The organism is Pseudomonas sp. NPDC089408 (assembly GCF_044749445.1).
Classification (GTDB): Bacteria; Pseudomonadota; Gammaproteobacteria; order Pseudomonadales; family Pseudomonadaceae; genus Aquipseudomonas.
Window position 1 is genome coordinate 24,031 of sequence record NZ_JBIVHY010000012.1, and the last position, 26,342, is coordinate 50,372.

Sequence of the window (26,342 nt, forward strand, 5' to 3'; positions counted from 1 at the left end):
GTCGTGTCGTCCTGGATCTGTGTGCTTAGAAGTTCACGCCGAAGCTGAGGGCGACGAAGTCGCGGTCATCCACGGTGCTGTACTTGCCGTCGAAGAAGTTGGTGTACGACAGGCTCGCCGTGTAGGTGTTCTGGTACTCGGCGTCCAGGCCCAGGCTGACCGCCTTGCGGCCTTCCTCGAAGTTGGCGCCAGGGCCTGGCGAGTAGCCGGACACGTCATGCGACCAGGCCACGCTCGGCTTCAGGTTGATGCCGGCAAACACGTCGTTGTAATCCCAGATGACACGGGCGCGGTAGCCCCACGAGGTGCTGGTGGTGTAGCCGTCGTTCTCGCACTTGCGGTTCAGGTTGGTGGTCGAAGCACCGGCACCGGCGCCGGCAATGGTGCTGGCGTTGAGTGCCTGGCAGGTATCTGCACCGCCGGTGGAAGGCAACGGGCCGGGGCCGAATACCGGGTCACGGCCGTAGCGGGTGTCGTGTGCGTTCTCCAGGCCGCCGACGTGGGTAACGCCCACCTCACCCACCACGGTCATGCGGCTGGCACCCATTACCTGATCGAAGAAGTGCGTCAGCGTAGTCTGGAACTGGGTGATCTCTTTGCGGCGGTAGCCGTGCAGGTCCTGGCCCGGCGTGCCGGTCAGCAGCGAAGCATTGCTCAAGGCACCGCCAATCGGACGAACCCCGGCAAACAGGATATCGGTGGTATTGAGCTGTACGGGTGCATTGGGGCGGTAGCTGACCTCGCCACTCCAGGCGGTCCCGGTGGGCAAGGTGGTAGAGAAACTCAAGCCATAAAGGCGAATATCCTCGGGGTACTCGACAAAGTACTCGGAGTTACCTGCCACAATCAGCGGCGCCAATGCGCGCAGTTGCGCAGGCAATGCACTCAGCCCGGCGAACACCGAAGGCGCCGCCCCTGTAGCGCTGAAAATTGGCGCACGGCTGTGGTAGTTCATGAAGTAGGCACCGAACTCGGTGTCCAACGGCTCGAACATGTAGCGCATGGCCACACCGAATTGCCCGCTGTCGCGTGCATCGCGGTCGGCGCCACGGCGCACCATGACGCCTTCTTCGTTGATGTTCACGCCCCGGGTGGCGAGGAACTGCTGGGCCGCACCCGGTACCGTACGGCTGCTGTTGAGCACGCGCAGGTTGTCGGTGCAACCGTCGGCAATGATGTCCGGCTGCGAGAAGAAGGTGCCGCAGTTGTCGACAACCGTCTGGTCCCACTCAAGCTGGTAGAAGGCCTCGGCCGACAGGTTGTCGGTCAGGCTCTGCGAGACGTAGAACATGTTGACCGGGATCAGGCCTTCCTTGATCTCGGCCCCTGGGCGACGGAACGCCGACACGTCGATGGGGTTGATCGAGTTGATGCCGCCGCCGATGAACGTACTTTCACCCCAGCTCACCACCTGCTTGCCAAAGCGCACCGAGCCGGGCTGATCGCCAATCGAGTAGTTGTGGTAGACGAAGGCGTCAAGCAGCTCGGCGCCGGAAGACTTGGCGCCTTCCTTGCGGTTGGAGTCGCTGATGTCCTTGAACTCGCGGCCTTCGTCCTTCAGCTCGAAGTCGTACCAGTACTTGCCGCGCACGAACACGCCGGTATCGCCGTACTTCAGCTCCAGGTCATGGATGCCCTTGAAGATCTTGGAGAAGGTTTCGCCCTTCTTGAAGTTCAGGTGGCCATCGTCGGAAGTCTGCGACAGGCCCTTGCCGCCGTTGTTCACCCCGATCAGGTTCTTGTTGGGGTTGGCGGTCGACCAGCTGGCGCCAATGGAGAGCGACGAGTCGAACTGGCCTTCGATTTCACCGATGTTGAAACTGACAGCGAAAGCAGGACTTGCGAGCGTGGAAGCAAGGCTGACGGCCAGGGGCAACTTGGCCCGGCGCCAGAACAGGTTTGCAGATTTCATCGACGCTACTCCATGTACTTTATTGTTATGGCAGTGAGTCCTTTCAAGAACGGCCCGAGCGACCGGCTTGCAGGTTTGCACCTGCGGCGACACGGCTTGCGCGTATCGCCCTCCCCCATTCCTGAAAATCCCCTGGCCCCGACTATAGCCAGCAAGGCACAGGCGCTTGATCCCTCTAAAGTGTGATTTGCGCTCCGTGCCGCCAACTCGCTGTATGTTTGCTCCGCTTGCGCGTTGGCAATGCTCAAGGATGGCGCATTTTTACCATTTGGCAAGGCTTCAACCGCTCTAGCATGCGGGTCGTGTTCTGTCGCGCACGACCCGCAGCGCAGTTACAGCGTGGAAAGGAAGGCGCTATTGCTGGCCTGCCACTGGACGATGTCCTGGCGAATGCGCTTCTTGTCGAGCTTGCCGACACTGGTCTTGGGAATTTCAGTAACAACGGCGATCTGGCTGGGAATCGCCCATTTGTTGATATGACCTTGTTCGACGAACGGCTTGAGGTGGTCCTTCAGTGCCTTGGCATCGATGGCCTGGCCCTCGCGCACCACCAGCAAGGCAAACGGCCGCTCGCCCCACTGCGGGTCGGCCACCCCCACCACCGCCACTTCGCGCACGGCCGGGTGGCGGCTGACCAGGTCTTCCAGGTCGAGTGAGGAAATCCACTCGCCCCCGGTCTTGATCACGTCCTTGATGCGGTCGCGGATGTCGATGTAACCCATGTTGTCGAGCGTGGCGACATCACCGGTATGCAGCCAGCCGCCCTGCCACAGCTCCTCGCTCTTTTCCGGCTCTTTGAAGTAGCCCATGGTCAGCCATGGCGCACGCAGTACCAGTTCGCCCTGGGTTTCGCCATCGGCGGGCAGGAAGTTGCCGTCACCGTCGACAATGGCCGCCTCGACCAGCGGCACCGGTACACCGGCCTTGATGCGGTAGGTGACCCGTTCATCTTCGCTACCGGCCTGCAGTTCGTCGTTCAGGTGGGCGGCGGATATCAGCGGGCAGGTCTCGGACATGCCATACGCGGCGGTGAGTTGAATACCGCGCGCCAGGGCAGCCTGGTATAGCGATCGGTTCAGCGAGCTGCCGCCTATGATGATCTTCCAGCCGCCGAAGTCCTGGCCCTGGGCGTTCGGGCAGTTGAGCAGCATCTGCAGGATGGTCGGCACACAATGGGAGAAAGTGACCTTCTCTTCGCGCCACAGCCTGACCAGCATGTCCGGCTCGTAGCGACCGGGGTACACCTGTTTCATGCCGAGCATGGTGGCGGCATACGGAATACCCCAGGCATGCACGTGGAACATCGGCGTGATCGGCATGTACACATCGTTGCTGCCCAGCAGGCGCACGCTGTCGATACTGCCGGTGACCGAGGCTTCGGCGAGGGTGTGCAGTACCAGTTGCCGGTGGGTGAAGTACACACCTTTGGGGTTGCCGGTGGTGCCAGTGGTGTAAAAGGTGGTGGCGACCGAGTTCTCGTCGAAGTCCGGGAAGTCGTAATGCGGGTTGGCGGCAGCCAGCAGTTGCTCGTACTCGCCAACCAGGTTGGGCAGGTCGGCAGTCTGGTCGGGGCCGTCGGTCAGCAGCAACGTCTTGTCGACGGTGGTCAATTGCCCGGCAATGGCCTGGTAGAGGCCGACGAAGTCGCTATTGACTAGCACCACGCGGTCTTCGGCGTGGTTCATGGTGTAGAGGATCTGCTCGGGCGACAGGCGCACGTTGATGGTGTGCACCACGGCACCGATCATCGGGATGGCGAACATGCATTCCAGGTAGCGGTGGCTGTCCCAGTCCATCACCGCCACGGTGTCACCGGCCTTGACCCCGGCCTCGGTCAGCACATTGGCCAGGCGGGCGATGCGCTCGTTGAGCTGTGGGTAAGTCAGCCGCAACTGGTCGCGGTAGACGATTTCGCGGGTCTTTTCATAGCGGCTGCCGGACATCAGCAGGCGTTTGATCAGCAGGGGGTAGGCGTAGGCGCCCTCGGCGGGCTTGATGATGCGGGTCTGCAGCATGGGTATCCCTTTTCTGAAAAGCGGGCCGGACAAGTCTGGGGATTACTGTAGTGGGTGAATGTGACGGCCAAATCAGCCAAAGGAATGATTTGCCTGGCGAAGGTATGAGCGGCGGGCGTTGACGGGCGGCAAGGTTGAGCTAGACACTGCGGCGGCAGCTTCCGTCATGTGGTGAAGCTGAGGGCCTCTTCGCGGGTAAACCCGCTCCTACAAGGGTTGTGGTGTCCTTGTGGGAGCGGGCGTACCCGCGAATGGCCCAGACACCAACATCCCGCCCTGCCACCGGAGAGCCCCATGCCCAGCCCGCGTCGCGCCGTGTTTCTCGATCACCAGTCCCTGGACCTTGGCGACCTCGACCTCTCGCCCCTGCAGCAGCAGTTCGACGAATTCGAGCTGTTCGCCGCCACCCGCCCCGAGCAGGTCGCCGAACGTCTGCACGGCGCGGTGGCAGTGGTCAGCAACAAGGTCATGCTCGACGCCGCAACCCTGGCCGCCAACCCGCAACTGAAATTGATCCTGGTGGCCGCCACCGGTACCAACAATGTAGACCTGGCAGCCGCACGCGCCCAGGGCATCACCGTGTGCAATTGCCAAGGCTATGGCACGCCGTCCGTCGCCCAGCACACCCTCGCCCTGCTGCTGGCCCTGGCCACCCGGCTGTGCGACTACAACCAGGCAGTTGCCGATGGCCAGTGGGCAAAGGCCAGCCAGTTCTGCCTGCTGGACTTCCCTATCGTCGAGCTGGAAGGCAAGACCCTCGGCCTGCTCGGCCACGGTGAGCTGGGCGGCGCAGTGGCGCGGCTGGCCGAAGCTTTCGGCATGCGCGTGCTGAGCGGGCAGATCCCTGGCCGCCCGGAACGCGCCGATCGGCTGCCACTGGACGAGCTGCTGCCGCAAGTCGACGCCCTGACCCTGCACTGCCCGCTGAACGAGCACACCCGGCACATGCTCGGTGCCCGCGAACTGGCCCTGCTCAAGCCCAATGCGCTGGTAGTCAACACCGCGCGTGGTGGCCTGATCGACGAACAGGCGCTGGCCGACGCCCTGCGCAGCGGCCACCTGGGCGGCGCCGCCACCGATGTATTAAGCGTGGAGCCGCCAGTCAACGGCAACCCGCTGCTCACACCCGGCATCCCCCGTTTGCTCATTACCCCGCACAGCGCCTGGGGTGCGGTGGAGTCGCGTCAGCGTATCGTCGGCCAGCTCAGCGAGAACGCCCAGGCCTTCTTCGCCGGACAGCCCCGCCGCGTCGTCAGCTGAGCACGGCGCCTGCCTCTGCTACACTGCGCCACTTTTTTCCAGGAGGCGTCGTCCATGGACCCGCGCAGTGAAGTGTTGCTCCGCCAGGCAGAGCTGTTCCAGGGGCCGCTGCTGCTCGCCGGCGCCCCCGCCGACGACTTGCTCGGCCAGTTGCCCCAGGCCCAGGCCTGGACCTGGCATGCCGGCGACCAGGCCATGCTCGACAGCCGCTTCGCCGGCCGCAGCCATTTCGGCGTCGAAGCCCCTCAGGTGGCTTTCGACAGCGCCGTGCTGTTTTTGCCCAAGTCCCGTGAACTGGCCGCCTACCTGCTCAATGCCCTGGCCTCGCGCCTGGCAGGCCGCGAGCTGTACCTGGTCGGTGAGAAGCGCGGCGGCATCGAAGGTGCAGCCAAACAGCTGCAGGCCTTTGGCAAACCACGCAAGCTCGACAGCGCCCGACACTGCCAGCTGTGGCAGGTGACCATTGACCAGGCACCGCAGGCAAAACCACTGGAAAGCCTGGCAGAGCGCTTCGAACTGGCCCTGGAAGATGGCCCGCTGCAAGTGGTCAGCCTGCCCGGCGTGTTCAGCCATGGTCGCCTCGACCGGGGTACTGCCCTGCTGCTCAAGCACCTCGACGGCCTGCCCAGCGGGCACGTGCTGGACTTTGGCTGCGGTGCCGGGGTGTTGGGCGCCACGGTCAAGCGCCGTTGTCCCCAAAGCCAGGTAACGCTGCTGGACGTGGATGCCTTCGCCGCAGCGGCCAGCCGCCTGACATTGGCGGCCAACGGCCTGGAGGGCGAGGTAATCATCGGTGACGGCATTGACGCGGCGCCTGCCGATTTGAGCGTGATTCTAAGCAACCCACCGTTCCATACCGGCGTACATACCCATTACCAGGCATCGGAAACTTTGCTGAAAAAATCTGCAATTCATCTGCGAAAAGGTGGCGAAATCCGCCTGGTGGCCAACAGCTTCCTGCGTTACCGGCCGCTGCTGGAAGCGGCGCTGGGCAACTGCCAGGTCCGCGACGAGGCTGACGGTTTCCGTATCTACCAGGCAACACGCGGATAAAAACACCGCTTGCCGAAAGCGTTTCGGCTAGGCAGAATCCGCACCGTCCTAGGGGAGTAGTCTCCCGCGAGCGCCAGCTTGCCCGGCACGCGTCAACATACTTGGTCCACAGACCATGGCGCGTGCGACCCACCATGCCAGCCTGCATGGCGAGATCCGCAGAGACGGATCCCGGGTTTGACAAGACCTATGACACGCACACCTTACCCGGGGCGGGGAGGCTGTACGTGTCATAGCCGTGTCGACCCGCCCCCGTAGGAACCCTGATGCTGGAATCTCTGTTGGTCCCCACCGCAATCGTTGCCCTCGCCGAAATCGGCGACAAGACGCAACTGCTCGCGCTCATTCTCGCTGCCCGCTTCCGCAAGCCGTGGCCGATCATCGCCGGCATCATCGCCGCTACCCTGGCCAACCATGCCGCAGCCGGTGCCGTGGGCGCGTGGTTCGGCAGCTTCTTCAGTGATTCGGCACTGCACTGGATCCTGGCCGCGAGCTTCACCGCCACCGCGCTGTGGACCCTGGTACCGGACAAGATGGACGACGACGAAAACCCGGCACGCCGCTTCGGGCCGTTCCTGACCACGCTGATTGCGTTCTTCCTGGCTGAAATCGGTGACAAGACCCAGGTCGCCACGGTGATGCTGGCAGCGCAGTATCCGCACCTGATCATGGTCATTATCGGGACCACCCTGGGCATGCTGATTGCCAACGTGCCGGTGGTGCTGGCGGGTAACTTTGCGGCGGACAAACTGCCGCTGACGCTGATTCGTCGCCTGGCGGCCACGGCGTTCTTCGTGCTGGCGATCGTGGCTGTGTACTCGGCGATGAAGGCCAGTGGCTGGATTGGGTAACCTGTAGGAGAGGGCTTGCCCGCGAAGCAGGCAGCGTGGTGCATGGCACCGGCCCTGCCGGTGTTCGCGGGCAAGCCCGCTCCTACAACGACCGCATCATAGCGGCCAGATGCTTTATTGCTTGGCAGCAGCCTGATACAGCGGCATCACTTTCGGAATGGCCGCCTGCAGCGATGCAATGCGGCTGGCCGACGCCGGGTGGGTACTCATGAACTCGGGCGGAGCCCCTTCGGACGCCTTGCTCATCTTGTTCCACAAGGTGATCGCGGCATTCGGGTCGTAGCCGGCACGCGCCGACAGCTCCAGGCCAATCAGGTCGGCTTCGTTCTCGTTGGCACGGCTGTTGGGCAGGGTCATGGCGTAGTTCACCACGGTGTCAGCCATGGCCATGCTGCCCTGGCCGAGGCCGAAGATGGCACCGGCGCCCTGGCGGGCCATTTCCACGCCGTAGGCCTTGGACATGGCTTCACGGCTGTGCTCACGCAGGGCGTGGGCAATTTCGTGCCCTACCACCGCGGCAATTTCTGCATCGGTGAGCTTGAGCTGATCGATCAGGCCGGTGTAGACGATGATCTTGCCACCTGGGCCGCAGTTGGCGTTGAGCTCATCGCTTTTGATCACGTTGACTTCCCAGTTCCACTGCGCGGCATCCGGGCGGAACTTGGGCGCCTGGGCGATCAGCCGGCTGGCGATGGCCTGCACACGCTTGGCATCGGCGCTGGACTTGTCGAGCACACCCTTGCTCGAAGCCTCACCCAAAGTCTGCTGGTACGACTGGGCGTACATCTGGTTGACCTCATCGGTCGAGAGCATGCTGAACATGTACTGCTGGCGCTCGACGCCGACAGCACCGCCGCTGGTGGTGTTCACCGCCTGGCAGCCGGCTAGCAGGATGCCAGCACTCAACAGGCTGACAACAAAAGACTTACGCATGAAAACACTCCCTTTTTACATGCGCCGTATCCTAGGCCGAGTCGCCTGAGGCCGCCATAGCCGCAGGGAAGATTTTCGTCGCCTGGGCCGGCCCTTTCGCGGCTAAAGCCGCTCCTACAACGGTAACGCGTTCGTTGTAGGAGCGGGTTCACCCGCGAAGAGCCCGGCACAGCCACCCCATCAAGCCGGCGTCAGGCACTCCGGCGCATCCAGCTTCGGATCATTGACGAAATTCGCCAAGGCCCGCTCGCGCAACTGCGCCGGCTGGCTGGCCAGCATTTCATGCAAGCGGGTAACCGGTGTGTCCGGGTCCAGCCAGGCCGCTTGCCCTGCTTCGTCCAGTATCAATGGCCGGCGCTGGTTCATCGCCGCCTGGGTTACCACCGCGCAACTCAGCCATACCTGGCCCTGCACCGGGTAGGCCTCCCACACCGCGGCAAAGTACAGCGACGCGCCCTCCCCTGGGGTCAGCCAATACGGGCGTTTGCGCACATTGCCGCGCCACTCGTAAAAGCCGTTGGCCGGCATCAGGCAGCGGCGCTGGCGAAACGCGTCACGGAACATTGGCTGCTCGGCCAGGGTTTCGGCACGGGCATGGGCGGGCGTGCGGGAAAGGTCGGTGAGCCAGGCCGGCGTCAGCCCCCAGCGGGCCTTGGCCAGTTGCTGCTGGCCGTCGAGCTGGCGCTGGATCAGCACCGAAGCACCGGGCGAGATATTCCATTGGGCCGGCTGGCCGACCGGAAACCCCGGCAGATTGGCAAGGGCCAGGGGCCAGCGAAACAGGGCGTAACGTCCACACATGGGGGAATTCAGAACCTAGCAGATCAAGGTGCCGGGGAAACTCTCCGGTTCGTCGCCAACCAGTGGCTGGGCATCATTGTACGCATCGATCAGCTGCCGTGCGTACTCGGCCTGTTCATCCACCACGGCAAGCCCGAGCAGGCCCTGCATGGGCAGCTCGCCCACGCCGCCCATCAGGTCACGGCCCACCAGTTGCACGTCGATGCCCTCACTGGCCAGCATGCCCATCAGCATTTCGGCTTCGAGCAGGTTTTCCGGTTCGTAGATCCGCCGCATCAGTCGTTCTCGCCATAGACATCCAGCATCCATTCCTCGCCATGGACCTGCAGCACGAAGCGGATAGGCTTGCAGCACACCTGGCAGTCCTCGATGTACTCCTGATCGCCGCCAGACAAGTCCACCGTGGTTTCGACTTCTTCGCCACAATAAGGGCAATCGTAGATCGCAGATTCCAGCATCGCGGCCTCCAGGGTGACTTATGCGTATAATTGCCGGTCTGATTACAGGGCCTGTGTGCGTCCGAGCCGTTTTTCGGAGCCTGCCCCTACCTATTACCCTAGCCGTTTCCAACAAGAGAGCATGATGGGCGAATTCGATGCCATCCGACCGTACGACGACGCTGAGGTCCCTGCCGTTCTGGCGCGCCTGCTCAGCGACCCGGCATTCCTCGATATCCTCACTCACTTTCGCTTCCCGCGTGCCGCCGGTGCTCTTGGCTGGCTGCTCAAACCGCTGATCGCCCGCCGCCTGCGCAAGGAATTCGCCGGTGTTACCTGCGTTTCCACCTTGCAGGACAAAGTCGAGTATTACGTCGACCAGACCATCGATCGCGCCACCGACGGCGTCACCTATTCGGGTGTGGAGCAACTGAAGGCCGGTACCGCCTACCTGTTCCTGGCCAACCACCGCGATATCGTCATGGACCCGGCCTTCGTCAATTACGCGGTGTACCACGCCGGCCTGCCCACGCCGCGCATCGCAATCGGCGACAACCTGCTGCAAAAGCCGTTTGTCAGCGACATGATGCGCCTGAACAAGAGCTTCATCGTGCACCGTTCGATCAGCGGGCGTCGCGAGAAGCTGGCCGCCTACCAGCTGCTCTCGGCCTACATCAACCATTCGATCCGCAACGATGCCACCTCGATCTGGATTGCCCAGGCCGAAGGCCGCGCCAAGGACGGTGACGACCGCACCGACTCGGCGATTCTCAAGATGTTCCACATGAGCCGCAAGGACGAGGCGTTCGGCGCAGTGATCCAGAGCCTGAACCTGACCCCGGTGTCGATCAGCTACGAGTACGACCCGTGCGACCAGGCCAAGGCCCGCGAGCTGTACATCCGCGCCACCACCGGCAGCTACCAGAAGGCGCCAGGCGAGGATGACAACAGCATTGCCAAAGGCATTACCGGCTACAAGGGCCGGGTGCACATCAACTTCGCCCCACCGGTGACCGAGTTTTACGAGGACACCAAGCAACTGGCAGTGGAAATCGACCGGCAGATTCTGGGGGGCTACCGGCTGTTCCCGGTGCACTATCTGGCCTATGCCATGTGGGAAGGCAAGGACGAGGCCCTGCAGGTGCCGGGTGCCGAGCAGGTGTTCCCAGCGGATGAATTGGCCAAGGCCAAGGAAGAATGGCAGCGCCGGCTGGATGCCTGCCCTGAGGAGCAGCGGCCGTACCTGGTGTTGCAGTATGCGACGCCGGTGCGCAACCAGTATCAGGTCAGGCAGCAGGCGCCGGTTGCCTGATGGATTTGGGGGCTGCTTTGCAGCCCATCGCGACGCAAGGCCGCTCCTACAGGGGGACCGCGATCCCTTGTAGGAGCGGCCTTGCGTCGCGATGGGCCGCAAAGCGGCCCCAATAACTCAGACCCAGGTGCTGAACCAGGAAAGCAGCAGCGCCATCGCCAGGCAAGCAAACCCGAGAATGTAAAAGTACTTGGGCACCCGCAAATCGAACGCGTCCACCACCCCTTCCTCCAGCGCCAGGCTCTCGCGGGTTTCGGCCTCACGCCGCCGTGCGCTGTGCAGCAGCAACCCGCCTGGGCAGGTCAGCAGCAGCGCCAGCAGGTTGATCAGCTTGGTGGGATGGGCGGCCAGGAACCCCCAGAGCACTTGCAAGGACATTACGCAACCTCGGTGTAAGCGACGGCAAAGGCCCGCATTCTACCCAAGTCGCCCCTTGACGCCCGGCCTTGGCGACAAACTGTCATTAAATTTCATCTGTCATTCGCTCGTCATCTGAACAGGCCACCCTGTCGGCCTTTTCATGACCCGGAGCTCGTTCATGCTGCACGCCGAAAACCAGGACCGCCTCTATCTCGTTGCCCAGAGCGATGAACAACAGGCGATGATCGATGGTTTTGCCATCAATGTGCAGGACCGCCAGTGGCTGGTTTACTGTGCACTGGGTGGGCATGTGCATGAGGATTTGCCGGAGGTGGATGCAGGGACTGGCTTCAGTTTGCTGGATTTCCATATAGAAGCAGCGTGAACCTGTTATGGCCTCTTCGCGGGTAAACCCGCTCCTACAAAGGTTTCACCGCCTGTGGGCCTGGTGCAATCCTTGTAGGAGCGGGTTCATCGAGGCGTCGAACCGCCGCGAAGAGGCCGGTACAGGCAACAAAAAACCCGCTGCCTGGCATACAGGCAGCGGGTTTTTTCGTGCAGCTAGAAGGCTTACTGCCCCAGCACCTGACCAATGGTCGGGTCTTTGAACAGGCGGGTCAGTGCATCGCTCAGCACATCACCCACCAGCTGGGTGTTGGTGTCCTGGTTCGGCGCCATGCCGAAACGCTGGTCCAGCGAAGCGCCGTAACGACCGTTGTAACTGCGGCCGCCGTTGGTGACGTCGGCGCGGAAGGTTGCGCCGATGGTCGCCTCGGTCACGTACAGGTTGTCTTTCGGCGACTGGTACTTCAGCTCGGCCAGGGTCACGGTCAGCTGCGGTGCGTTGCCGGCGTTTGGCGTCGGGGTGAAGCCGAGCAGGCGCACGGCGGCTTCAGCCTGGGCCTGCAGCTTGGGCACGATGTCGTGACCGCTGACGCTGATGGTGCTGGTTTCGGGGTACATGCCACCGCGAGTGCCCAGCGACTGCGAAGGACGACCGTCAACTACCCGGACCACAACTGGCTGGCCATGACCGACCGGGGCGAGCTGGGCCTTGAGCGTGGGTTGCGGGTTGAGTTGTTGCGGGCTGTGGGCACAACCGACCAGGCTGAGGCTGGCCACGGCAAGCAAACCGAACAACAGACGTTGCAACATGCGCGTTTCTCCAGAAAATGCGGCAAAGGCCCACAGTATACCTAGCGGCAAGCTGTAAGCGGCAAGCGGCAAGAAAAAGCAGATCGCGCGGGCAGCAGGCATTTGCTTGCAGCTTGCAGCTTGCAGCTTAAAGCTCGTTGTCACAATCGTTTCATGGCCATGCCCTTATCCTTGCGCCAAGCCCTAACGCAAAGGACTCGTCGCCATGGCCTCGCTCTGGACTCGGCTCTTCCAACGCCCGCGCCACAACGCCTATGCCCGCCTTGATGGCGAAGGCAAATGCCTGGCGTTCAAGCAATGCAGCCAGGCGCCAAGCGGTAGCGGCTGGGTGCAGATCGACGAAATCCAGCTGGCCTGGCTGGGCCGCGAACTGCCCGCCAGCGCCCGGGTTTGCGCCCGCGCAAGCCGCCGCTGGCACCAGCGCATCCTCGCAGCCTGACAAACGCTGCAATAAAAACCACGAATGGCGACATTTCTGCCCGCGACATCGCTATAATCTCCCCCCGATTATAAGGACGTCTCCTGATCGGGCCCCGCATTCGCCGATTGACCCCGGCAACTTCACCGCTTCGCCCACAGAGAGCCTTCCACTCAGGTCTTGCATCGGCTGTCGTGCCTGCTTTTCCGGCCCTTCACACTGCATGAACCTGCGGGTTGCCATCGCGCAGTCCCCTTTTGAGGTTCACGTCTCCAAAAGAGCGTGAAAAAACGGTTTTCACAACTTCACAAGAGTGTGGCGAGCAAATGAACAGTCTGGCATGTGCAAAAGCGGCAGATGTGTCCCGAACAGCCCTGAACAGGCGGCAAATGCGCTCATCCCGTATGAGTGTCTGAACCGTTCCATAACGCACGTACGACACCTTGACCATAAGTCGAATTGCCGCACCCGTGGTAAACGGCGTTCAATACCCGAACCCGAAGACTGGTTGGCGGTGTCCGCGGAAGTTGCAAGAACTGCGAAAAGTCGGACATGGCGACCCTGGCGAACCCAGGTCCTATGCTGTCAATTAGGTAGCTGTAGATTGTGGAGACGCGTTAAATGGCGCAGAACGAATCGGTTGATGTAGTACTGGTAGGCGCGGGCATCATGAGTGCCACCCTGGCCGTACTGCTCAAGGAGCTTGACCCGACCCTGAAGCTTGAGGTCGTCGAGGCGATGGACTCCGGAGCCGCGGAAAGCTCCAACCCTTGGAACAACGCAGGTACCGGCCACGCCGGCCTGTGCGAGCTGAACTACACGCCGCAGGCCGCCGATGGCAGCATCGACATCAAGAAGGCCGTGCACATCAACACCCAGTTCGAGGTTTCGCGCCAGTTCTGGGCCTACCTGAGCAAGAAGGGCAACTTCGGCTCGGCGCGTGCGTTCATCAACCCTGTCCCGCACCTGAGCTACGTCGAAGGTGACAAGGGTGTTTCCTTCCTCAAGAAGCGCTTCGAGCTGCTCAAGCAGCACCACGCCTTCGCCGACATGGAATACACCGAAGACAAGGCGGTGATGAACGACTGGATGCCGCTGATGATGCCTGGCCGCCCGGCTGACCAGCACATTGCCGCAACCCGCGTGGCCAAGGGCACCGACGTCAACTTCGGCGCCCTGACCAACAAACTGCTCAAGCTGCTGGGCGACTCGCCGGACGCGCAGGTCAAGTACAGCAAGAAGGTCGTCGGCCTGCGCCGTAACGGCAGCGGCTGGACCGTGAGTATCAAGGACGTCAACAGCGGCGGTAGCCGTGAAGTCGACGCTCGCTTCGTATTCCTCGGCGCTGGTGGCGCGGCCCTGCCGCTGCTGCAATTGTCCGGTATCCCGGAAAGCAAGGGCTTCGGCGGCTTCCCGGTCAGCGGCCAGTGGCTGCGTTGTGACAACCCGGAAATCGTCAAGCAGCACCAGGCCAAGGTCTACAGCCAAGCCGCAGTGGGTGCCCCACCGATGTCGGTGCCGCACCTGGACACCCGCGTCGTAGACGGCAAGACCTCGCTGCTGTTCGGCCCGTATGCCGGCTTCACCACCAAGTTCCTCAAACACGGCTCGCTGATGGACCTGCCACTGTCGGTGCGCATGGGCAACATCGGCCCGATGCTGGCCGTGGCCCGCGACAACATGGACCTGACCAAGTACCTGGTCAGCGAAGTGATGCAGTCGATGGAGCAACGCCTGGAAGCGCTGCGGCGCTTCTACCCACAGGCCAAGGCCGAAGACTGGCGCCTGGAAGTGGCCGGTCAACGCGTGCAGATCATCAAGAAGGACCCGAAGAAAGGCGGCGTGCTGCAGTTCGGTACCGAGCTGGTCTCGGCCCAGGACGGCAGCCTGGCTGCGCTGCTCGGCGCTTCGCCGGGTGCTTCGGTGACCGTGTCGATCATGCTGGAACTGATCGAGCGCTGCTTCCCTGAGCAGGCCAAGGGAGCCTGGGCTGCCAAGCTCAAGGAAATCTTCCCGGCACGCGAGAAGACCCTGGCGACCGATGCGGCCCTGTACCACAAGATCAGTGCCGACAACGACGTGGCGCTGGACCTGGCAGAAAACAGCCCGGCGGCCAAGCATTACGCCTGAGCTGGCCAGTAATGAAAAACGCCCCTCGGGGCGTTTTTTTATGCCGGCCCCTTCGCGGGTAAACCCGCTCCTACAGGGAATGCGTCCGTTGTAGGAGCGGCTTTAGCCGCGAAGAGGCCGGAACAGGCTTACAAATCAGCCACGGGCGTTAGCAATGATCTCGACATACTCAGAGGCATTACGCTGGTCAGCAATCTGCTCGACGAAAGTCTTGCCGTGCTCGTCCTTGCCATCCAGGTCCAGGCCCGCTTCGACGAAGAAGCCGACAAAGCGCTCGAAGTCGTCGACGCGCAGGCCGCGGTAGGCCTTGACCAGCTTGTGCAACGACGGCGAAGTCACGCCATCGGCCGGCTCGAACTGAAGGAACGACTTGATGTAGTCATCGCTGATTTCGTCACCGATTACCTGTTTCTTGTCTTTACGCATTGCCGACTCCAACTGGACCATCACGGAATTTCGAAGGCCGGCAGTTTACCCCCCGCAGGCCGCCCGCCTCAACGCGTACGTACGGTGCCGGTGTGCAGGTCGGCCCAGATGTGGCCGTTGCTGTAGGTAAGAAACTGTACATACAGGGTTTCGTTACGCAGCAGGTCCATGATCACCCGGTAATCGCTGAGCGGGTAATTCAGGCTCAGGGTACGGGCCTTCTCGTCGTATACGGGCTTCTTCAGGCTCTTGGCGGCTTCGCCGTCAAAGGTCAGCAGCACCTGGGCAATGGTCGCGCCTTTGCTCAGCGGCTTGCCTTTGAGCCGCACCTGCAGCGACGACGTGATCGGGATCGGTTGCTGGTCGGACTGACGCTGAGCGCCAACTACCACCGAATAGTCGGTTACTTGCAGCAGTTGCTGGCTGGTCGGCGCTTCCTGGCGCAGCGATTGATCGTCGGGCGGCAGAAACTGGCTGTGCAGCGGGGCGGCGGCGAGTGGCAGGCTGACCGCCAACAGGAGGGGAAGAATCGCACGCATGTGAGGCTCCTTGTATGAAGGGGCACTCTAGCACGCTGTCTCCAGACTGTATTTGCCCTGTGGGAGCGGGTTTATCGAGGCGTCGAACCGCCGCGAATCAGGCGACGCGGTGCATGGCACCGGCTACGCCGGTGTTCGCGGGTAAACCCGCTCCCACAAGAGCCAGCACGGCCAAGGTCAATCGAACTGTGCAAGCATCCAGGCCTGGTACTTGGCCACACCGGCTTCGCCTTCACGCGGCGCCCAGTGTGCATGTTCGCCTTCGCCCACTGGCCGGTACGGGCCGGCCTTGCACTCGAACAAGATGCTGTCCGGCTCCAGCACCACCAGGCCATGGTAGGTGCCCGGCGCCAAGTCGACCCCCAAACAATCACCACCGGCCTGCAGCACCCGCTTGTCGGTCACCGCGCCCTGTTCATCGAAGATCAGCAGGCCCAGGCGGCCCTTGAGTGCGATCAGTGCTTCGGCCTTGTCATCGTTCAGGTGGCGGTGCGGCGGGATGTAGGTGCTCGGCTGCAGCCCGACCGCGATGCGGTGGCAGGGCTCTTCCATTTCATGGAAATTGTGGTGCTGCCGCCCACGCGGGTTGGCAGTAGCCTTTTCGGCCAGCCCGGCGAACAGCGATTGGTCGATGAACGCAGGCTGGCGCATGGTCACAGCCCCTTGACGGCAAAGATGCCGTTGGCGTTGCGCCAGTAGCCTTTGTAGTCCATGCCGTAACCGAAGATGTAGCGGTCGACGCAAGGCAGGCCTACGTAGTTGGCCTTGAGGTCCGGGCTGGCCTTGCGGTCATGGTCCTTGTCGATCAGCACGGCGGTGTGCACCGAGCGCGCGCCGGCATGCTTGCAGAACTCGATGATGGCGCTGAGGGTGTGGCCTTCGTCAAGGATGTCGTCGACGATCAGCACGTCACGGTCGATGAACGACACTTCCGGCTTGGCCTTCCAGAACAGCTCACCGCCACTGGTCTGGTTGCGGTAGCGGGTAGCATGCAGGTAGGACGCTTCCAGCGGGAACTGCAGGTGGGTCAGCAGTTTGCCGGCAAAGATCAGGCCGCCGTTCATCACGCAGAACACCACCGGGTTCTTGTCGTGCAGGTCTTTGCAGATCTGCTCGCCGACGTTGGCGATGGCCGCTTCGACTTCGGCTTCGGTGTACAGGCAGTCAGCTTCACGCATGACTTGACGGATATGCTCGAGATCGGCGGACATGGCGCTCTCCGGGGGGTGCATTTTGGAAAAGCGGGCAAAGGTACGCATCCGCTCGTCACAGATCAAGCATTTATGGACTAACGTCCAGAATGACCAGACGACAGCACAGGCTGAATAGATTAATCTAGCGCGGTTTTTTTGCCCGCCTTTCGGAGCCCCCCTATGCCCACTCGTGAGATCCGCCATCCGCTGATCCGCCACAAGCTCGGCCTGATGCGCCGTGCCGATATCAGCACCAAGAATTTTCGCGAACTCGCCCAGGAAGTCGGCGCGCTCCTGACGTATGAAGCCACCCAGGACCTGCCACTCGAAACCTACGAGATCGACGGCTGGTGTGGCAAGGTCTCGGTGGAAAAGATCGCCGGCAAGAAGATCACTGTAGTACCAATCCTGCGTGCCGGCATCGGCATGCTCGACGGCGTGCTCAGCTTGATCCCGGGTGCCAAAGTCAGCGCCGTCGGTGTTGCCCGCAACGAAGAAACCCTCGAAGCCCACACCTACCTGGAAAAGCTCGCGCCGGACATCAACCAGCGCCTGGCCCTGATCATCGACCCGATGCTGGCCACTGGCGCCTCGATGGTCGCCACCATCGACCTGTTGAAAAAGGCCGGCTGCAAAGAGATCCGCGCCATGGTCCTGGTCGCCGCGCCAGAAGGCATCGCCGCGGTGGAAAAAGCCCACCCGGACGTGCAGATCTACACCGCCTCGGTCGACCAGCGCCTGAACGAACACGGCTATATCGTGCCGGGCCTGGGCGATGCCGGTGACAAGATCTTCGGCACCAAGCAAAAGGACGCCTGACCATGCAGGACGGCTTCAACGACCCGCTCTGGCGCCAGGTCGTTTCGGGCGCGCAGATGCTCTTCGTGGCATTCGGCGCGCTGGTGCTGATGCCCCTGATCACCGGCCTCGACCCGAACGTCGCGCTGTTCACCGCCGGCATCGGCACCTTGCTGTTCCAGCTGGTCACCGGCCGTCAGGTACCGGTGTTCCTGGCATCGAGCTTTGCCTTCATCACCCCGATCATTCTCGCCAAGGGCCAGTTCGGCCTGGCCGAGACCATGGGCGGCGTGATGGCCGCAGGCTTCGTGTACACCTTCATGGGCCTGATGGTGAAAATCAAGGGCACCGGCTTCATCGACCGCATGTTGCCGCCGGTGGTCATCGGCCCGGTGATCATCTCCATCGGCCTGGCCATGGCGCCGATCGCCGCCAACATGGCGATGGGCAAGGGGGGTGACGGCGCTGCGCTGATGCCCTACAAGACCGCCATGCTGATTTCCATGCCGGCGCTGCTGACGACGTTGATCGTCGCCGTGTTCGGCAAAGGCATCTTCCGCCTGGTACCGATCATCTCTGGGGTGTTGGTGGGCTTTGCCCTGTCATTCGCCTTTGGCGTGGTCGACACCGCGAAGATTGCTGCAGCACCGTGGCTGGAGATCCCCAATTTCACCGCGCCAGCGTTCAACTGGCAGGCCATCCTGTTCATCGTCCCGGTAGCCCTGGCACCGGCGATCGAGCACATCGGCGGGGTGATTGCGGTTGGCAGCGTCACGGGCCGTGACTACCTGAAAAAGCCCGGCCTGCACCGCACCCTGCTGGGTGACGGCCTGGCCACCACCGCAGCCGGCCTGTTCGGCGGCCCGCCCAACACCACCTACGCCGAAGTGACCGGTGCGGTGATGCTGACCAAGAACTACAACCCGAAGATCATGACCTGGGCGGCGGTATTCGCCATCACCCTGGCGTTCATCGGCAAGTTCGGCGCGCTGCTGCAGAGCATTCCGGTACCGGTGATGGGCGGCATCCTGTGCCTGCTGTTCGGCTCCATTGCCGCGGTGGGCATGAACACCATGATCCGCCACAAGATCGACCTCGCCGAGGCACGCAACCTGGTGATCGTTTCGGTGACCTTGGTGTTCGGTATCGGGGGTGTGCTGATCGGCAGCGGTGATGGCCCGGATGACTGGGGCCTGAAGGGTATCGCCCTGTGCGCCATCGTCGCGATTGCGCTGAACCTGATCTTGCCGGGCAATGATGGCTGGAAGCACAAGCAGCAGGATGATCTGCTGCCTTGAGCCGCCTGTAACCTGTACCGGCCTCTTCGCGGGTGAACCCGCTCCTACAACGACTGCGCGAACCATGTAGGAGCGGGTTTACCCGCGAAGAGGCCGGTACAGGCAACCTGTATCAGGCCTTCTCGCACATCTCCGCCAACACCCTCACCCACTCAGGGTGATCATTCAGGCACGGCACCAGCACCAGCTCCCGCCCGCCGGCCTCGACAAACTGCTCGCTACCGCGCATGCCGATCTCTTCCAGGGTCTCGATGCAATCGGCAACAAATGCCGGGCACATCACCATCAGCTTCTTCACCCCCGCCTTGGCCAGCTCGTCCAGCCGCGTTTCAGTGTAGGGTTCGATCCACTTGTCACGCCCAAGCCGCGACTGGAACGATACCGACCACTTGCCGTCCGGTATGCCCATTTGTTGCGCGAACGCTTTGGCCGTGGCCAGGCACTGCCCGCGATAACACACCGCCCGCACCTCGGCACTGGCGTCCTTGCAACAGTCCGCTGCGCGCAGGTCATGCTTGCCGGTCGGGTACAGTTTCTTCAGGTGCCGTTCCGGCAACCCATGGAAGCTCAGCAGCAAGTGGTCGTAGTCCTGCTCAAGGTAAGGCCTGGCGCTGGCCACCAATGCTTCGATGTAATCCGGATGTTCATAGAACGGTTGCAGCACGCGCATCTGCAACGGCAGCTGGCGCTGGCTGATGGTCTGCTTTGCCAACTCCACTACAGTGGTCACCGTGCTGTCGGCGAACTGTGGATAAAGCGGCGCCAGGGTCACCTTGCGCACGCCTTGCGCTGCCAGGCGCTCCAGCACCTCGGGCAAGGCTGGCTGGCCATAACGCATGGCAATCTCCACCGGGCCATGTGGCCAGTGCCCGACCATCGCGGCCTGCAACCGACGGGTCAGCACCACCAGTGGCGAGCCCTCCTCCCACCAGATCGAGCCATACGCATGTGCGGACTGTTCCGGGCGCTTGATCAAGATCAGCGATACCAGCAGGCGCCGCACCGGCCACGGCAGGTCGACCACATAGGGGTCCATGAGGAACTGGTTGAGGTAGCGGCGTACATCGGCCACCGAAGCGGAAGCCGGGGAACCCAGGTTGACCAGCAGCAGGGCGTGATCAGTCATGCAGCGTCCTATGTCAGAGGCGGTTGGACAAATCGTCCAGAGCCGATTGCAGATCGTTGAAGCGGAACGTGAAGCCTGCCGCCAGCAAGCGTACCGGGCGCGCCCGCTGGCCGCCCAGCAACAAGGTCGACAGCTCGCCCAGGCCAGCCTTGAGCAACAGTGCCGGCACCGGCAGCAGCGCCGGCCGATGCAGGGCGCGGCCCAGGCACCGGGCAAACTCGCGGTTGCGCACGGGCTCGGGCGCGCAGGCATTATAAGGACCGCTGGCATCCTTGTGCTGCAAGAGAAAATCAATCAGGGCGATCTGGTCGTCTATATGGACCCACGGCATCCACTGCCGACCATTGCCCAACGGCCCGCCCAGCCCCAGTTTGAAGGGCACACGCAAGCGCGACAAAAAGCCGCCATCGCTGGCCAGCACCAACCCGGTACGCACCAGCACCACGCGGATGCCCTGGGCCTGGGAGCGCTGTGCCGTTTCTTCCCAGGCAATGCACAGCTGGCTGGCGAAATCTTCACGCACGGGCGCTGCGGCCTCGGTCAGCTCACGCTCGCCACCATCACCGTACCAACCCACTGCCGAGCCGGATATCAACACCTCCGGGCGCTGCTCACGGGTACCCAGCCAGGCCAGCAACTGCTCAGTAAGCGTGATACGGCTGGCCCACAGCAGGTTGCGCCGGGCTGCCGTCCAGGGCCGCTCGGCAATCGGAGCGCCCGCCAGGTTGACGACCGCATCGAGGTGATCGTCAGCCTCCAGTTGCTCCAGGCGGGCGATGCCACGTACGCCCGCACCGCACATTTTCGGCACCTGCTCAGGTCGCCGGCTCCACACCGTCAGCCGATGGCCCTGGCCGAGCCAGTACCGGCACAGGTGCTTGCCAATCAACCCGGTGCCGCCTGTCAGCAATATATGCATAGGTGTGTCCTCGCAGAATGCGGCGGTGGTCTATTTTTAACAACAAGGCACTTTTTTGACCCGACGCTCTCGGATAAACAATAGGCCAACCTACCCGTTAACAGGGAATAACCTTATACAAAATTTGTGCATTGTACAGGTTTGCCTGACAGCGTAGTCTGCTCACAGCAAGGTTTGAAGAGGCCATCATGACAGTACCTATTGCCATCATCGGGGCCGGTATCGCCGGCTTGTCAGCCGCCCAGGCCTTGCAGAAGGCCGGGCAATCCGTGCATTTGTTCGACAAAGGCCACGGCAGTGGCGGGCGCATGGCCAGCAAGCGCAGCGAGGCCGGTGCGCTCGACCTCGGCGCCCAGTACTTCACCGCCCGAGACCGGCGCTTTGTCGAACAAGTGCAGCAATGGGTCACTGCCGGCTGGGCCGAACAGTGGAAACCACAGCTGTACAACTACCACGGTGGCACCCTCAGCCCCTCCCCCGACGAGCAGACACGCTGGGTCGGCGTACCCCGCATGAGCGCCATCACCCGCGGCTTGCTCAAGGACGTGACGGTCAACTTCGGCTGCCGCATCGCCGAGGTGTTCCGCGGCAAGCAGTACTGGCACCTACAGGACACCGATGGCTGCAGCCACGGCCCCTACAGCCGCGTAGTGATTGCCGTACCGGCCCCCCAGGCCACGCCTTTGCTGGCCGCCACCCCGAAACTGGCGGCGGTGGCTGCCGGTGTGCAAATGGAGCCTACCTGGGCCGTTGCCCTGGCATTCCAGGCAGCACTGGACACGCCGATGCAAGGCTGCTTCGTACAGGACAACCCGCTGGACTGGTTGGCCCGCAACCGCAGCAAGCCCGGCCGTGACGAGCAACTCGACACCTGGGTACTGCACGCTACGTCGGACTGGAGCCGGCAGCACATCGACCTGCCCAAGGAAGAAGTGATTGAGCAGCTGTGGGGCGAGTTTGCCGAACTTGTTGGCTGCGTGGTACCGGCCCCCACCTTTGCCTTGGCCCATCGCTGGCTGTACGCCCGCCCCAGCGCCGTCCATGAATGGGGTGCGCTGGCCGATGCCGACCAAGGCCTGTACGCCTGCGGTGACTGGTGCCTGTCCGGGCGTGTCGAAGGTGCCTGGCTAAGTGGTCAGGAAGCGGCACGGCGGCTGCTCGAACACCTGGAGTGATGTAGCGCTATACAAAAAAAGGGGTTTGCATAACGTCAGCGCTGTGCTGGAATAAACCTGTACAAGATTTTAGTCACGTACAGGTTTCCGGAGGCAGCCATGCACGACCCGTCCGCTCACATCAAGCCGCGTATTGCCATCAGCGCCTGCCTGACCGGGCACAGCGTGCGCTACAACGGCGGCCACAAAGCTTCCGACCTGTGCCGTTTGCAACTGGAAGAACACTTCGAATGGTTACCGGTGTGCCCGGAAGTGGCCATCGGCCTAGGCGTGCCACGCGACCCGATCCGCCTGGTCGGCAACCCTGAACAACCGCAAGTGGTCGGCACCCGCAAACCGGATACGGACCTGACCGGTCCGCTACGCACCTATGGCGAGCAGATGGCCAGCCAGCTCGACGACATCTGCGGCTACATCTTCATGCAGAAATCCCCCTCCTGTGGCCTTGAGCGGGTCAAGGTGTATCAGGACAATGGCCACCCTGCCCTGCACGGTGGCCGCGGGGTTTATGCCCAGGCGTTCTGCGCACTGCGCCCGGACCTGCCGGTTGAAGAGGAAGGCCGCCTGCATGATCCCGTGCTGCGCGAGAACTTCATCAGCCGTGTGTATGCCTACGCCGACTGGCAACGCCTGCTGGCCGAAGGGCTCAGCCGTGGTGCCCTGGTGCGTTTCCACTCGCGCTACAAATACCTGTTGATGGCCAACAACCCCCTGGCGTATCGCACCCTCGGGCGCCTGCTTGGCAGCATGGGCAAGGACGCCGACCCGCACACCCTCGGCCCGCATTACTTCAGCCAGTTGATGCAGGCGCTGCGCCGTTGTGCCAGCCGTGGCACCCACTGCAATGTGCTGCAGCACCTCAGCGGCTATTTCAAGGATGCCCTCACACCGCAGGACAAGGCCGAGCTGCAAACGATCATCGGCCAGTACCAGCAGGGCGTGGTACCGCTGGTGGTGCCGTTGACCCTGCTCAAGCACCATTTGCGCAAGCACCCCGACCCGTACCTGCAACAGCAGGCCTACCTGCAGCCACACCCTGAAAGCCTGGGCCTGCGCAATGCCGTCTGAAGCGCTGCTGCCCATCGGCGAACTGGCACGGCGCACTGGCGTGAACCCTGTCACGCTGCGCGCATGGGAGCGCCGTTATGGTTTGCTCAAACCCCAGCGCACCGCAAAGGGGCATCGCCTGTACCCGCAGGAACAGGTCGCACGGGTCGAGGCGATCCTGGCCTGGCTGCAGCGTGGCGCGTCCGTCGGCCAGGTACGCGAGCTGCTCGACAAGCCAGCCAGCACACCGCCCAAGGGCGATTGGCAGACCCGGCAATTGCAACTGGTCGAAGCCATCGCCAACCTGTCACAGCGCACCCTCGACCAACAGCTCAATCAGGCCATGGCCCTGTACCCCGCCGTCACCCTCTGTGAGCAGTTGCTGCTGCCGTTGCTCGACCTGCTCGACCTGCGCTGGCACAACTACTTCAATGCGCGGCTGGAGCAGGTGTTTTTCCACAGTTGGCTGCGCAGCAAGCTCGGCGCCCGCGTGTACCACGACAACCAGTTGCTGCAAGGTCCCCCTGTGTTACTGGCCGAAGACAGCGAGCGCACCTTCAGCCCCGGGCTGTGGTTGTGCGCTTGGTTGTTCACTGGCAATGGCTTCCCGGTGGAGGTGCTCGAGCAACCTGTCAGCGGCCCGCAACTGCTCAGCGCCATCAGCACCTTCAAACCACGCGCCGTGCTCCTGCACCTGGGGGCGCGCATCGACGACAAGGCGCTGCTGCGCACCCTGCAGGGCGTACCAGGCCCGAAGCTGCTGGGCGGCAACATGGTTGCCCTGTATGAAGCCACCCTGAAGCAAGCGCAGTTGCCCGAACTTTTCCTGTTCGATACCCCGCAGGCGGCATTGCGCTTGCTTCAAGCCCATGACCGCCAGCCTGTAGAGATAAATGCCCCATGCACCTGACCTGGCTGCGCAGTGACCTGCGCATTGATGACAACACCGCGCTCAGCGCTGCGGCCGAGCGCGGCCCGACCTTGGCCCTGTGGCTGGTCAGCCCAGGGCAATGGCAGGCCCACGACGATGCCGACTGCAAAGTCGACTTCTGGTTGCGCAACCTGCGCGATCTACGTCAATCGCTGGAAAAACTGAACATCCCGTTGCTGATCCGCAAGGTCGATACCTGGGCCCAGGCGCCCCAGGCGGTGCTTGATGTCTGTCGTCAGCATCATGTGCAGAGCGTGCACTGGAACGAGGAGTACGGCATTAACGAACAACAGCGCGACGATGCTACCCGCGCGCTGCTGGAAAAGTCGTCAATCCAGGCCCACAGCCACCTCGACCAGTTGTTCTTCCGCCCGGGCACCATCCTGACCCGCAGTGGCGACTACTTCCAGGTGTTCAGCCAGTTCAAGAAGACCTGCCTGGAACACCTGCACCGCAGCCTGCCTGCGCTGGCCCATCGAGTGAAGCGCCAGGCACCGCTCCAGATCGACAGCGACCCGATCCCCCCCCACATCGAGGGGTTCGAAAAAACCGCGCCTGCCGTGCGCGAGCATTGGCCGGCGGGCGAAGCCGAGGCGCAGGGGCGGCTGTCGCGCTTTCTCGACGAAACCATCGACGACTACCAGCAGTTGCGCGACCTGCCGGCACAGCCCGGCACCAGCCAGCTTTCCGCCTACCTGGCGGCCGGCGTGATCTCGCCGCGCCAGTGCCTGCATGGCGCCCTGGCCAGCAACCGCGGCGAATTCGACAGCGGCAGCACCGGCGTGCAGACCTGGATCAACGAACTGCTCTGGCGCGAATTCTACAAACACATCCTGCAGGGTTATCCACAGGTCTCGCGCCATCGCGCTTTCCGCGCCCATACCGAGGCGCTGCCCTGGCGTGACGCTCCAGCAGACCTGCAGGCGTGGGAACAGGGCCGTACCGGCTTCCCGATCATCGATGCCGCCATGCGCCAACTGTTGCACACAGGCTGGATGCACAACCGCCTGCGCATGGTCGTGGCCATGTTCCTCAGCAAGAACCTGCTGATCGACTGGCGCAAGGGTGAGCGGCATTTCATGCGCCACCTGATAGACGGCGACCTGGCTGCCAATAACGGCGGGTGGCAGTGGAGCGCGTCTACCGGCACCGACGCGGTGCCCTATTTCCGTATCTTCAACCCGGTATCGCAGTCGCAGCGGTTCGACCCGGAGGGGCGCTTCATTCGCCACTGGGTGCCGGAATTACAGGCGCTTGATGAAAAAACAGTTCACCAACCCGTGAAGTCGAATGACCTTTTTGGTAATAGCTTGTATCCAAGTCCAATGGTCGATCTCAGCAGCAGTCGCCAGCGTGCACTGGAGGCCTTCAAAGGCTTGCCACGCCGGCAGTAACAGGGGAACAACGTCTTGACTAACTCACGCAGGTTTTGGGTTACGGGCGCAAGCAATGGACTAGGCTTGGCTTTGGTAGAACGGATGCTGGAGCAAGGGCATCGGGTTGCCGTTAGTGGCAAGGATGACCGGGCGCTTGAGGGATTGGTAGCGAAGCACGGCAGCCTGTTGTTGCGCTTGCCGTGGCACTTGCATGAAGAACAGCAGGCGGCGAGTGCCGCCCAACAGATCTGTCATGCCTGGTGTGGGCTGGACGGGTTGGTCATCAACGCCGGTACCAGTGACTACCTGGCTGACGATGTGGCCGACAGTGAGCTGATTGAGGCGATCGTCACCAGCAACCAGCTGGCTGCCGAATACTGCCTGGCCAGTGCGTTGCCGTTGCTGGCCAAAGGTGATTCGCCGCAGGTGATGGCGGTGTTCAACCGCTACTCGGCGTTGCAGCTGTATGCGCCGACCCAGACGACTGCGGGATGGAACAATATTCCCCAGTGGTTGCGCGAGCAGCGCAACACGCTTAAAGCGCATGGGGTTACGTTGACGGTGGTGGGGCCGCAGTCGCTGAAAACACCGGTGACGTCGGCGCCGGCGATACCGGAGGCATGGACACCGGAGAGTGCAGCAGCAGAGTTGCTGCACCGCTGGCCGCTGGGGGAGCCAGAGTTGGTGCTGGAAACCTTGGACGTCAGCAGCCTCTGGCCTTTCCACCGAGATAACTGACATGTCATGCCCCCTGTAGGAGCGGCCTTGCGTCGCGATCGGGCCGCAAAGCGGCCCCAGGGTTTCAGCACCAAGGCAAGTATTGCTGGGGCTGCTTTGCAGCCCGATCGCGACGCGAGGCCGCTCCTACAGGGCAATA

The 26,342-nt window shown here is 62.7% G+C and carries 28 protein-coding genes and 1 riboswitch; of the genes, 14 read left to right on the top strand and 14 right to left on the bottom strand.

The genetic code is table 11. The annotated features are described in order from the left end of the window. Window positions 1-25: 25 nt before the first annotated feature. Together ACIP02_RS18740 and ACIP02_RS18745 are read right to left on the bottom strand one after the other, a co-directional pair. Entirely contained in the window at window positions 26-1,912 is a 1,887-nt protein-coding gene (locus tag ACIP02_RS18740; RefSeq protein ID WP_400619047.1) for a DUF1302 domain-containing protein, read from the bottom strand. A gap of 332 nt (window positions 1,913-2,244) precedes the next feature. Further along, window positions 2,245-3,927, bottom strand: coding sequence for a fatty acid--CoA ligase (locus ACIP02_RS18745; RefSeq protein WP_400619049.1), 1,683 nt, complete (start codon window positions 3,925-3,927; stop codon window positions 2,245-2,247). A gap of 294 nt (window positions 3,928-4,221) precedes the next feature. Here ACIP02_RS18745 and ACIP02_RS18750 point away from each other — a divergent pair, with 294 nt between their 5' ends. The 3 genes from ACIP02_RS18750 to ACIP02_RS18760 all read left to right on the top strand — a co-directional run bounded on the left by ACIP02_RS18750 (window position 4,222) and on the right by ACIP02_RS18760 (window position 7,091). Beyond that, a complete protein-coding gene (locus tag ACIP02_RS18750; RefSeq protein ID WP_400619051.1) occupies window positions 4,222-5,187 on the top strand; it encodes a 2-hydroxyacid dehydrogenase in 966 nt (321 codons plus the stop codon). Window positions 5,188-5,241: 54 nt separating this feature from the next. Then, a complete protein-coding gene (locus tag ACIP02_RS18755; protein WP_400619054.1) occupies window positions 5,242-6,240 on the top strand; it encodes a methyltransferase in 999 nt (332 codons plus the stop codon). Window positions 6,241-6,279: 39 nt separating this feature from the next. Next, a riboswitch (yybP-ykoY riboswitch) is annotated at window positions 6,280-6,418 on the top strand. Between the two features lie 88 nt (window positions 6,419-6,506). Further along, entirely contained in the window at window positions 6,507-7,091 is a 585-nt protein-coding gene (locus ACIP02_RS18760; protein WP_110740555.1) for a TMEM165/GDT1 family protein, read from the top strand. Window positions 7,092-7,205: 114 nt separating this feature from the next. On the opposite strand, the gene ACIP02_RS18765 is transcribed toward ACIP02_RS18760, so the two are convergent. The 4 genes from ACIP02_RS18765 to ACIP02_RS18780 form a co-directional block, all read right to left on the bottom strand. Then, complete coding sequence (locus tag ACIP02_RS18765) at window positions 7,206-8,024, bottom strand: M48 family metallopeptidase (protein ID WP_400619058.1); 819 nt, start codon at window positions 8,022-8,024, stop codon at window positions 7,206-7,208. A gap of 180 nt (window positions 8,025-8,204) precedes the next feature. After that, window positions 8,205-8,825: an SOS response-associated peptidase gene (locus ACIP02_RS18770; RefSeq protein ID WP_400619061.1), complete on the bottom strand. Its 621-nt coding sequence runs from the start codon at window positions 8,823-8,825 to the stop codon at window positions 8,205-8,207. A 15-nt stretch (window positions 8,826-8,840) separates the two neighbouring features. Next, window positions 8,841-9,101, bottom strand: coding sequence for a DUF2007 domain-containing protein (locus ACIP02_RS18775; protein WP_400619064.1), 261 nt, complete (start codon window positions 9,099-9,101; stop codon window positions 8,841-8,843). After that, on the bottom strand, window positions 9,101-9,283 hold the full coding sequence (locus ACIP02_RS18780) for a CPXCG motif-containing cysteine-rich protein (RefSeq protein ID WP_400619067.1): 183 nt from the start codon (window positions 9,281-9,283) through the stop codon (window positions 9,101-9,103). The genes ACIP02_RS18775 and ACIP02_RS18780 overlap by 1 nt, the downstream gene beginning before the upstream one ends. A 124-nt stretch (window positions 9,284-9,407) precedes the next feature. On the opposite strand from ACIP02_RS18780, the gene ACIP02_RS18785 reads away from it, so the two are divergent. Continuing rightward, window positions 9,408-10,574 carry a 1-acyl-sn-glycerol-3-phosphate acyltransferase gene (locus ACIP02_RS18785; protein WP_400619069.1) on the top strand — a complete coding sequence of 389 codons (1,167 nt, stop codon included), beginning with the start codon at window positions 9,408-9,410 and terminating at the stop codon, window positions 10,572-10,574. Between the two features lie 117 nt (window positions 10,575-10,691). On the opposite strand, the gene ACIP02_RS18790 is transcribed toward ACIP02_RS18785, so the two are convergent. Then, window positions 10,692-10,952 carry a hypothetical protein gene (locus ACIP02_RS18790; protein ID WP_400619072.1) on the bottom strand — a complete coding sequence of 87 codons (261 nt, stop codon included), beginning with the start codon at window positions 10,950-10,952 and terminating at the stop codon, window positions 10,692-10,694. A gap of 160 nt (window positions 10,953-11,112) precedes the next feature. Here ACIP02_RS18790 and ACIP02_RS18795 point away from each other — a divergent pair, with 160 nt between their 5' ends. After that, window positions 11,113-11,319: a hypothetical protein gene (locus ACIP02_RS18795; protein ID WP_400619075.1), complete on the top strand. Its 207-nt coding sequence runs from the start codon at window positions 11,113-11,115 to the stop codon at window positions 11,317-11,319. Window positions 11,320-11,504: 185 nt separating this feature from the next. Here the strand turns inward: ACIP02_RS18795 and ACIP02_RS18800 are convergent, their stop codons facing one another. After that, window positions 11,505-12,089, bottom strand: coding sequence for a YajG family lipoprotein (locus ACIP02_RS18800; protein WP_400619078.1), 585 nt, complete (start codon window positions 12,087-12,089; stop codon window positions 11,505-11,507). A gap of 205 nt (window positions 12,090-12,294) precedes the next feature. Between ACIP02_RS18800 and ACIP02_RS18805 the strand changes: the two genes are divergently transcribed. Next, entirely contained in the window at window positions 12,295-12,528 is a 234-nt protein-coding gene (locus tag ACIP02_RS18805; RefSeq protein ID WP_400619080.1) for a hypothetical protein, read from the top strand. 600 nt (window positions 12,529-13,128) lie between these two features. After that, window positions 13,129-14,637, top strand: coding sequence for a malate dehydrogenase (quinone) (gene mqo, locus ACIP02_RS18810; RefSeq protein ID WP_400619083.1), 1,509 nt, complete (start codon window positions 13,129-13,131; stop codon window positions 14,635-14,637). A 135-nt stretch (window positions 14,638-14,772) separates the two neighbouring features. Here the strand turns inward: mqo and ACIP02_RS18815 are convergent, their stop codons facing one another. The 4 genes from ACIP02_RS18815 to ACIP02_RS18830 all read right to left on the bottom strand — a co-directional run bounded on the left by ACIP02_RS18815 (window position 14,773) and on the right by ACIP02_RS18830 (window position 16,813). Then, entirely contained in the window at window positions 14,773-15,063 is a 291-nt protein-coding gene (locus ACIP02_RS18815; RefSeq protein WP_400619086.1) for a PA4642 family protein, read from the bottom strand. 68 nt (window positions 15,064-15,131) lie between these two features. Beyond that, entirely contained in the window at window positions 15,132-15,602 is a 471-nt protein-coding gene (locus tag ACIP02_RS18820) for a hypothetical protein (protein ID WP_400619089.1), read from the bottom strand. Between the two features lie 177 nt (window positions 15,603-15,779). Next, window positions 15,780-16,253, bottom strand: a complete 474-nt coding sequence (locus ACIP02_RS18825; protein WP_400619092.1) for a WbuC family cupin fold metalloprotein — start codon at window positions 16,251-16,253, stop codon at window positions 15,780-15,782. 2 nt (window positions 16,254-16,255) lie between these two features. After that, the gene (locus ACIP02_RS18830; protein ID WP_016713294.1) at window positions 16,256-16,813 is read right to left on the bottom strand and encodes a hypoxanthine-guanine phosphoribosyltransferase; all 558 of its coding nucleotides are present in this window, start codon (window positions 16,811-16,813) and stop codon (window positions 16,256-16,258) included. A gap of 162 nt (window positions 16,814-16,975) precedes the next feature. Between ACIP02_RS18830 and upp the strand changes: the two genes are divergently transcribed. Both upp and ACIP02_RS18840 read left to right on the top strand, forming a co-directional pair. Continuing rightward, window positions 16,976-17,614: a uracil phosphoribosyltransferase gene (upp, locus tag ACIP02_RS18835; RefSeq protein WP_400619096.1), complete on the top strand. Its 639-nt coding sequence runs from the start codon at window positions 16,976-16,978 to the stop codon at window positions 17,612-17,614. 2 nt (window positions 17,615-17,616) lie between these two features. Next, a complete protein-coding gene (locus ACIP02_RS18840) occupies window positions 17,617-18,891 on the top strand; it encodes a uracil-xanthine permease family protein (RefSeq protein ID WP_400619099.1) in 1,275 nt (424 codons plus the stop codon). Between the two features lie 112 nt (window positions 18,892-19,003). Here ACIP02_RS18840 and hemH read toward each other — a convergent pair whose 3' ends face one another. Then, window positions 19,004-20,017, bottom strand: coding sequence for a ferrochelatase (gene hemH, locus ACIP02_RS18845; RefSeq protein ID WP_400619102.1), 1,014 nt, complete (start codon window positions 20,015-20,017; stop codon window positions 19,004-19,006). 13 nt (window positions 20,018-20,030) lie between these two features. Next, window positions 20,031-20,936 (bottom strand): TIGR01777 family oxidoreductase, encoded by a 906-nt coding sequence (locus ACIP02_RS18850; RefSeq protein WP_400619104.1) that lies wholly within the window; start codon window positions 20,934-20,936, stop codon window positions 20,031-20,033. 188 nt (window positions 20,937-21,124) lie between these two features. On the opposite strand from ACIP02_RS18850, the gene ACIP02_RS18855 reads away from it, so the two are divergent. The 5 genes from ACIP02_RS18855 (at window position 21,125) to ACIP02_RS18875 (ending at window position 26,203) form a co-directional block, all read left to right on the top strand. Further along, complete coding sequence (locus tag ACIP02_RS18855) at window positions 21,125-22,111, top strand: NAD(P)/FAD-dependent oxidoreductase (protein ID WP_400619107.1); 987 nt, start codon at window positions 21,125-21,127, stop codon at window positions 22,109-22,111. Window positions 22,112-22,210: 99 nt separating this feature from the next. Beyond that, window positions 22,211-23,179, top strand: coding sequence for a YbgA family protein (locus ACIP02_RS18860; RefSeq protein WP_400619110.1), 969 nt, complete (start codon window positions 22,211-22,213; stop codon window positions 23,177-23,179). Next, window positions 23,169-24,068, top strand: a complete 900-nt coding sequence (locus ACIP02_RS18865) for a MerR family transcriptional regulator (RefSeq protein WP_400619113.1) — start codon at window positions 23,169-23,171, stop codon at window positions 24,066-24,068. Before ACIP02_RS18860 ends, ACIP02_RS18865 begins: the two co-directional genes overlap by 11 nt. Further along, the gene (phrB, locus tag ACIP02_RS18870; protein ID WP_400619116.1) at window positions 24,059-25,483 is read left to right on the top strand and encodes a deoxyribodipyrimidine photo-lyase; all 1,425 of its coding nucleotides are present in this window, start codon (window positions 24,059-24,061) and stop codon (window positions 25,481-25,483) included. The genes ACIP02_RS18865 and phrB overlap by 10 nt, the downstream gene beginning before the upstream one ends. Before the next feature lie 15 nt (window positions 25,484-25,498). Further along, window positions 25,499-26,203, top strand: coding sequence for an SDR family NAD(P)-dependent oxidoreductase (locus ACIP02_RS18875; RefSeq protein ID WP_400619118.1), 705 nt, complete (start codon window positions 25,499-25,501; stop codon window positions 26,201-26,203). Window positions 26,204-26,342: the final 139 nt, after the last annotated feature.

Coding starts and splice junctions, on each gene's coding strand:
- ACIP02_RS18785 (WP_400619069.1), top strand. CDS start 9,408: ATGGGCGAATTCGATGCCATCCGACCGTACGACGACGCTGAGGTCCCT.
- ACIP02_RS18775 (WP_400619064.1), bottom strand. CDS start 9,101: ATGCGGCGGATCTACGAACCGGAAAACCTGCTCGAAGCCGAAATGCTG.
- upp (WP_400619096.1), top strand. CDS start 16,976: ATGCCCACTCGTGAGATCCGCCATCCGCTGATCCGCCACAAGCTCGGC.
- ACIP02_RS18780 (WP_400619067.1), bottom strand. CDS start 9,283: ATGCTGGAATCTGCGATCTACGATTGCCCTTATTGTGGCGAAGAAGTC.
- ACIP02_RS18770 (WP_400619061.1), bottom strand. CDS start 8,825: ATGTGTGGACGTTACGCCCTGTTTCGCTGGCCCCTGGCCCTTGCCAAT.
- ACIP02_RS18850 (WP_400619104.1), bottom strand. CDS start 20,936: ATGCATATATTGCTGACAGGCGGCACCGGGTTGATTGGCAAGCACCTG.
- ACIP02_RS18860 (WP_400619110.1), top strand. CDS start 22,211: ATGCACGACCCGTCCGCTCACATCAAGCCGCGTATTGCCATCAGCGCC.
- ACIP02_RS18805 (WP_400619080.1), top strand. CDS start 12,295: ATGGCCTCGCTCTGGACTCGGCTCTTCCAACGCCCGCGCCACAACGCC.
- hemH (WP_400619102.1), bottom strand. CDS start 20,017: ATGACTGATCACGCCCTGCTGCTGGTCAACCTGGGTTCCCCGGCTTCC.
- ACIP02_RS18855 (WP_400619107.1), top strand. CDS start 21,125: ATGACAGTACCTATTGCCATCATCGGGGCCGGTATCGCCGGCTTGTCA.
- ACIP02_RS18740 (WP_400619047.1), bottom strand. CDS start 1,912: ATGAAATCTGCAAACCTGTTCTGGCGCCGGGCCAAGTTGCCCCTGGCC.
- ACIP02_RS18815 (WP_400619086.1), bottom strand. CDS start 15,063: ATGCGTAAAGACAAGAAACAGGTAATCGGTGACGAAATCAGCGATGAC.
- ACIP02_RS18750 (WP_400619051.1), top strand. CDS start 4,222: ATGCCCAGCCCGCGTCGCGCCGTGTTTCTCGATCACCAGTCCCTGGAC.
- ACIP02_RS18795 (WP_400619075.1), top strand. CDS start 11,113: ATGCTGCACGCCGAAAACCAGGACCGCCTCTATCTCGTTGCCCAGAGC.
- ACIP02_RS18745 (WP_400619049.1), bottom strand. CDS start 3,927: ATGCTGCAGACCCGCATCATCAAGCCCGCCGAGGGCGCCTACGCCTAC.
- ACIP02_RS18830 (WP_016713294.1), bottom strand. CDS start 16,813: ATGTCCGCCGATCTCGAGCATATCCGTCAAGTCATGCGTGAAGCTGAC.
- phrB (WP_400619116.1), top strand. CDS start 24,059: ATGCACCTGACCTGGCTGCGCAGTGACCTGCGCATTGATGACAACACC.
- ACIP02_RS18865 (WP_400619113.1), top strand. CDS start 23,169: ATGCCGTCTGAAGCGCTGCTGCCCATCGGCGAACTGGCACGGCGCACT.
- ACIP02_RS18820 (WP_400619089.1), bottom strand. CDS start 15,602: ATGCGTGCGATTCTTCCCCTCCTGTTGGCGGTCAGCCTGCCACTCGCC.
- ACIP02_RS18765 (WP_400619058.1), bottom strand. CDS start 8,024: ATGCGTAAGTCTTTTGTTGTCAGCCTGTTGAGTGCTGGCATCCTGCTA.
- ACIP02_RS18755 (WP_400619054.1), top strand. CDS start 5,242: ATGGACCCGCGCAGTGAAGTGTTGCTCCGCCAGGCAGAGCTGTTCCAG.
- ACIP02_RS18760 (WP_110740555.1), top strand. CDS start 6,507: ATGCTGGAATCTCTGTTGGTCCCCACCGCAATCGTTGCCCTCGCCGAA.
- ACIP02_RS18790 (WP_400619072.1), bottom strand. CDS start 10,952: ATGTCCTTGCAAGTGCTCTGGGGGTTCCTGGCCGCCCATCCCACCAAG.
- ACIP02_RS18800 (WP_400619078.1), bottom strand. CDS start 12,089: ATGTTGCAACGTCTGTTGTTCGGTTTGCTTGCCGTGGCCAGCCTCAGC.
- ACIP02_RS18825 (WP_400619092.1), bottom strand. CDS start 16,253: ATGCGCCAGCCTGCGTTCATCGACCAATCGCTGTTCGCCGGGCTGGCC.
- ACIP02_RS18840 (WP_400619099.1), top strand. CDS start 17,617: ATGCAGGACGGCTTCAACGACCCGCTCTGGCGCCAGGTCGTTTCGGGC.
- mqo (WP_400619083.1), top strand. CDS start 13,129: ATGGCGCAGAACGAATCGGTTGATGTAGTACTGGTAGGCGCGGGCATC.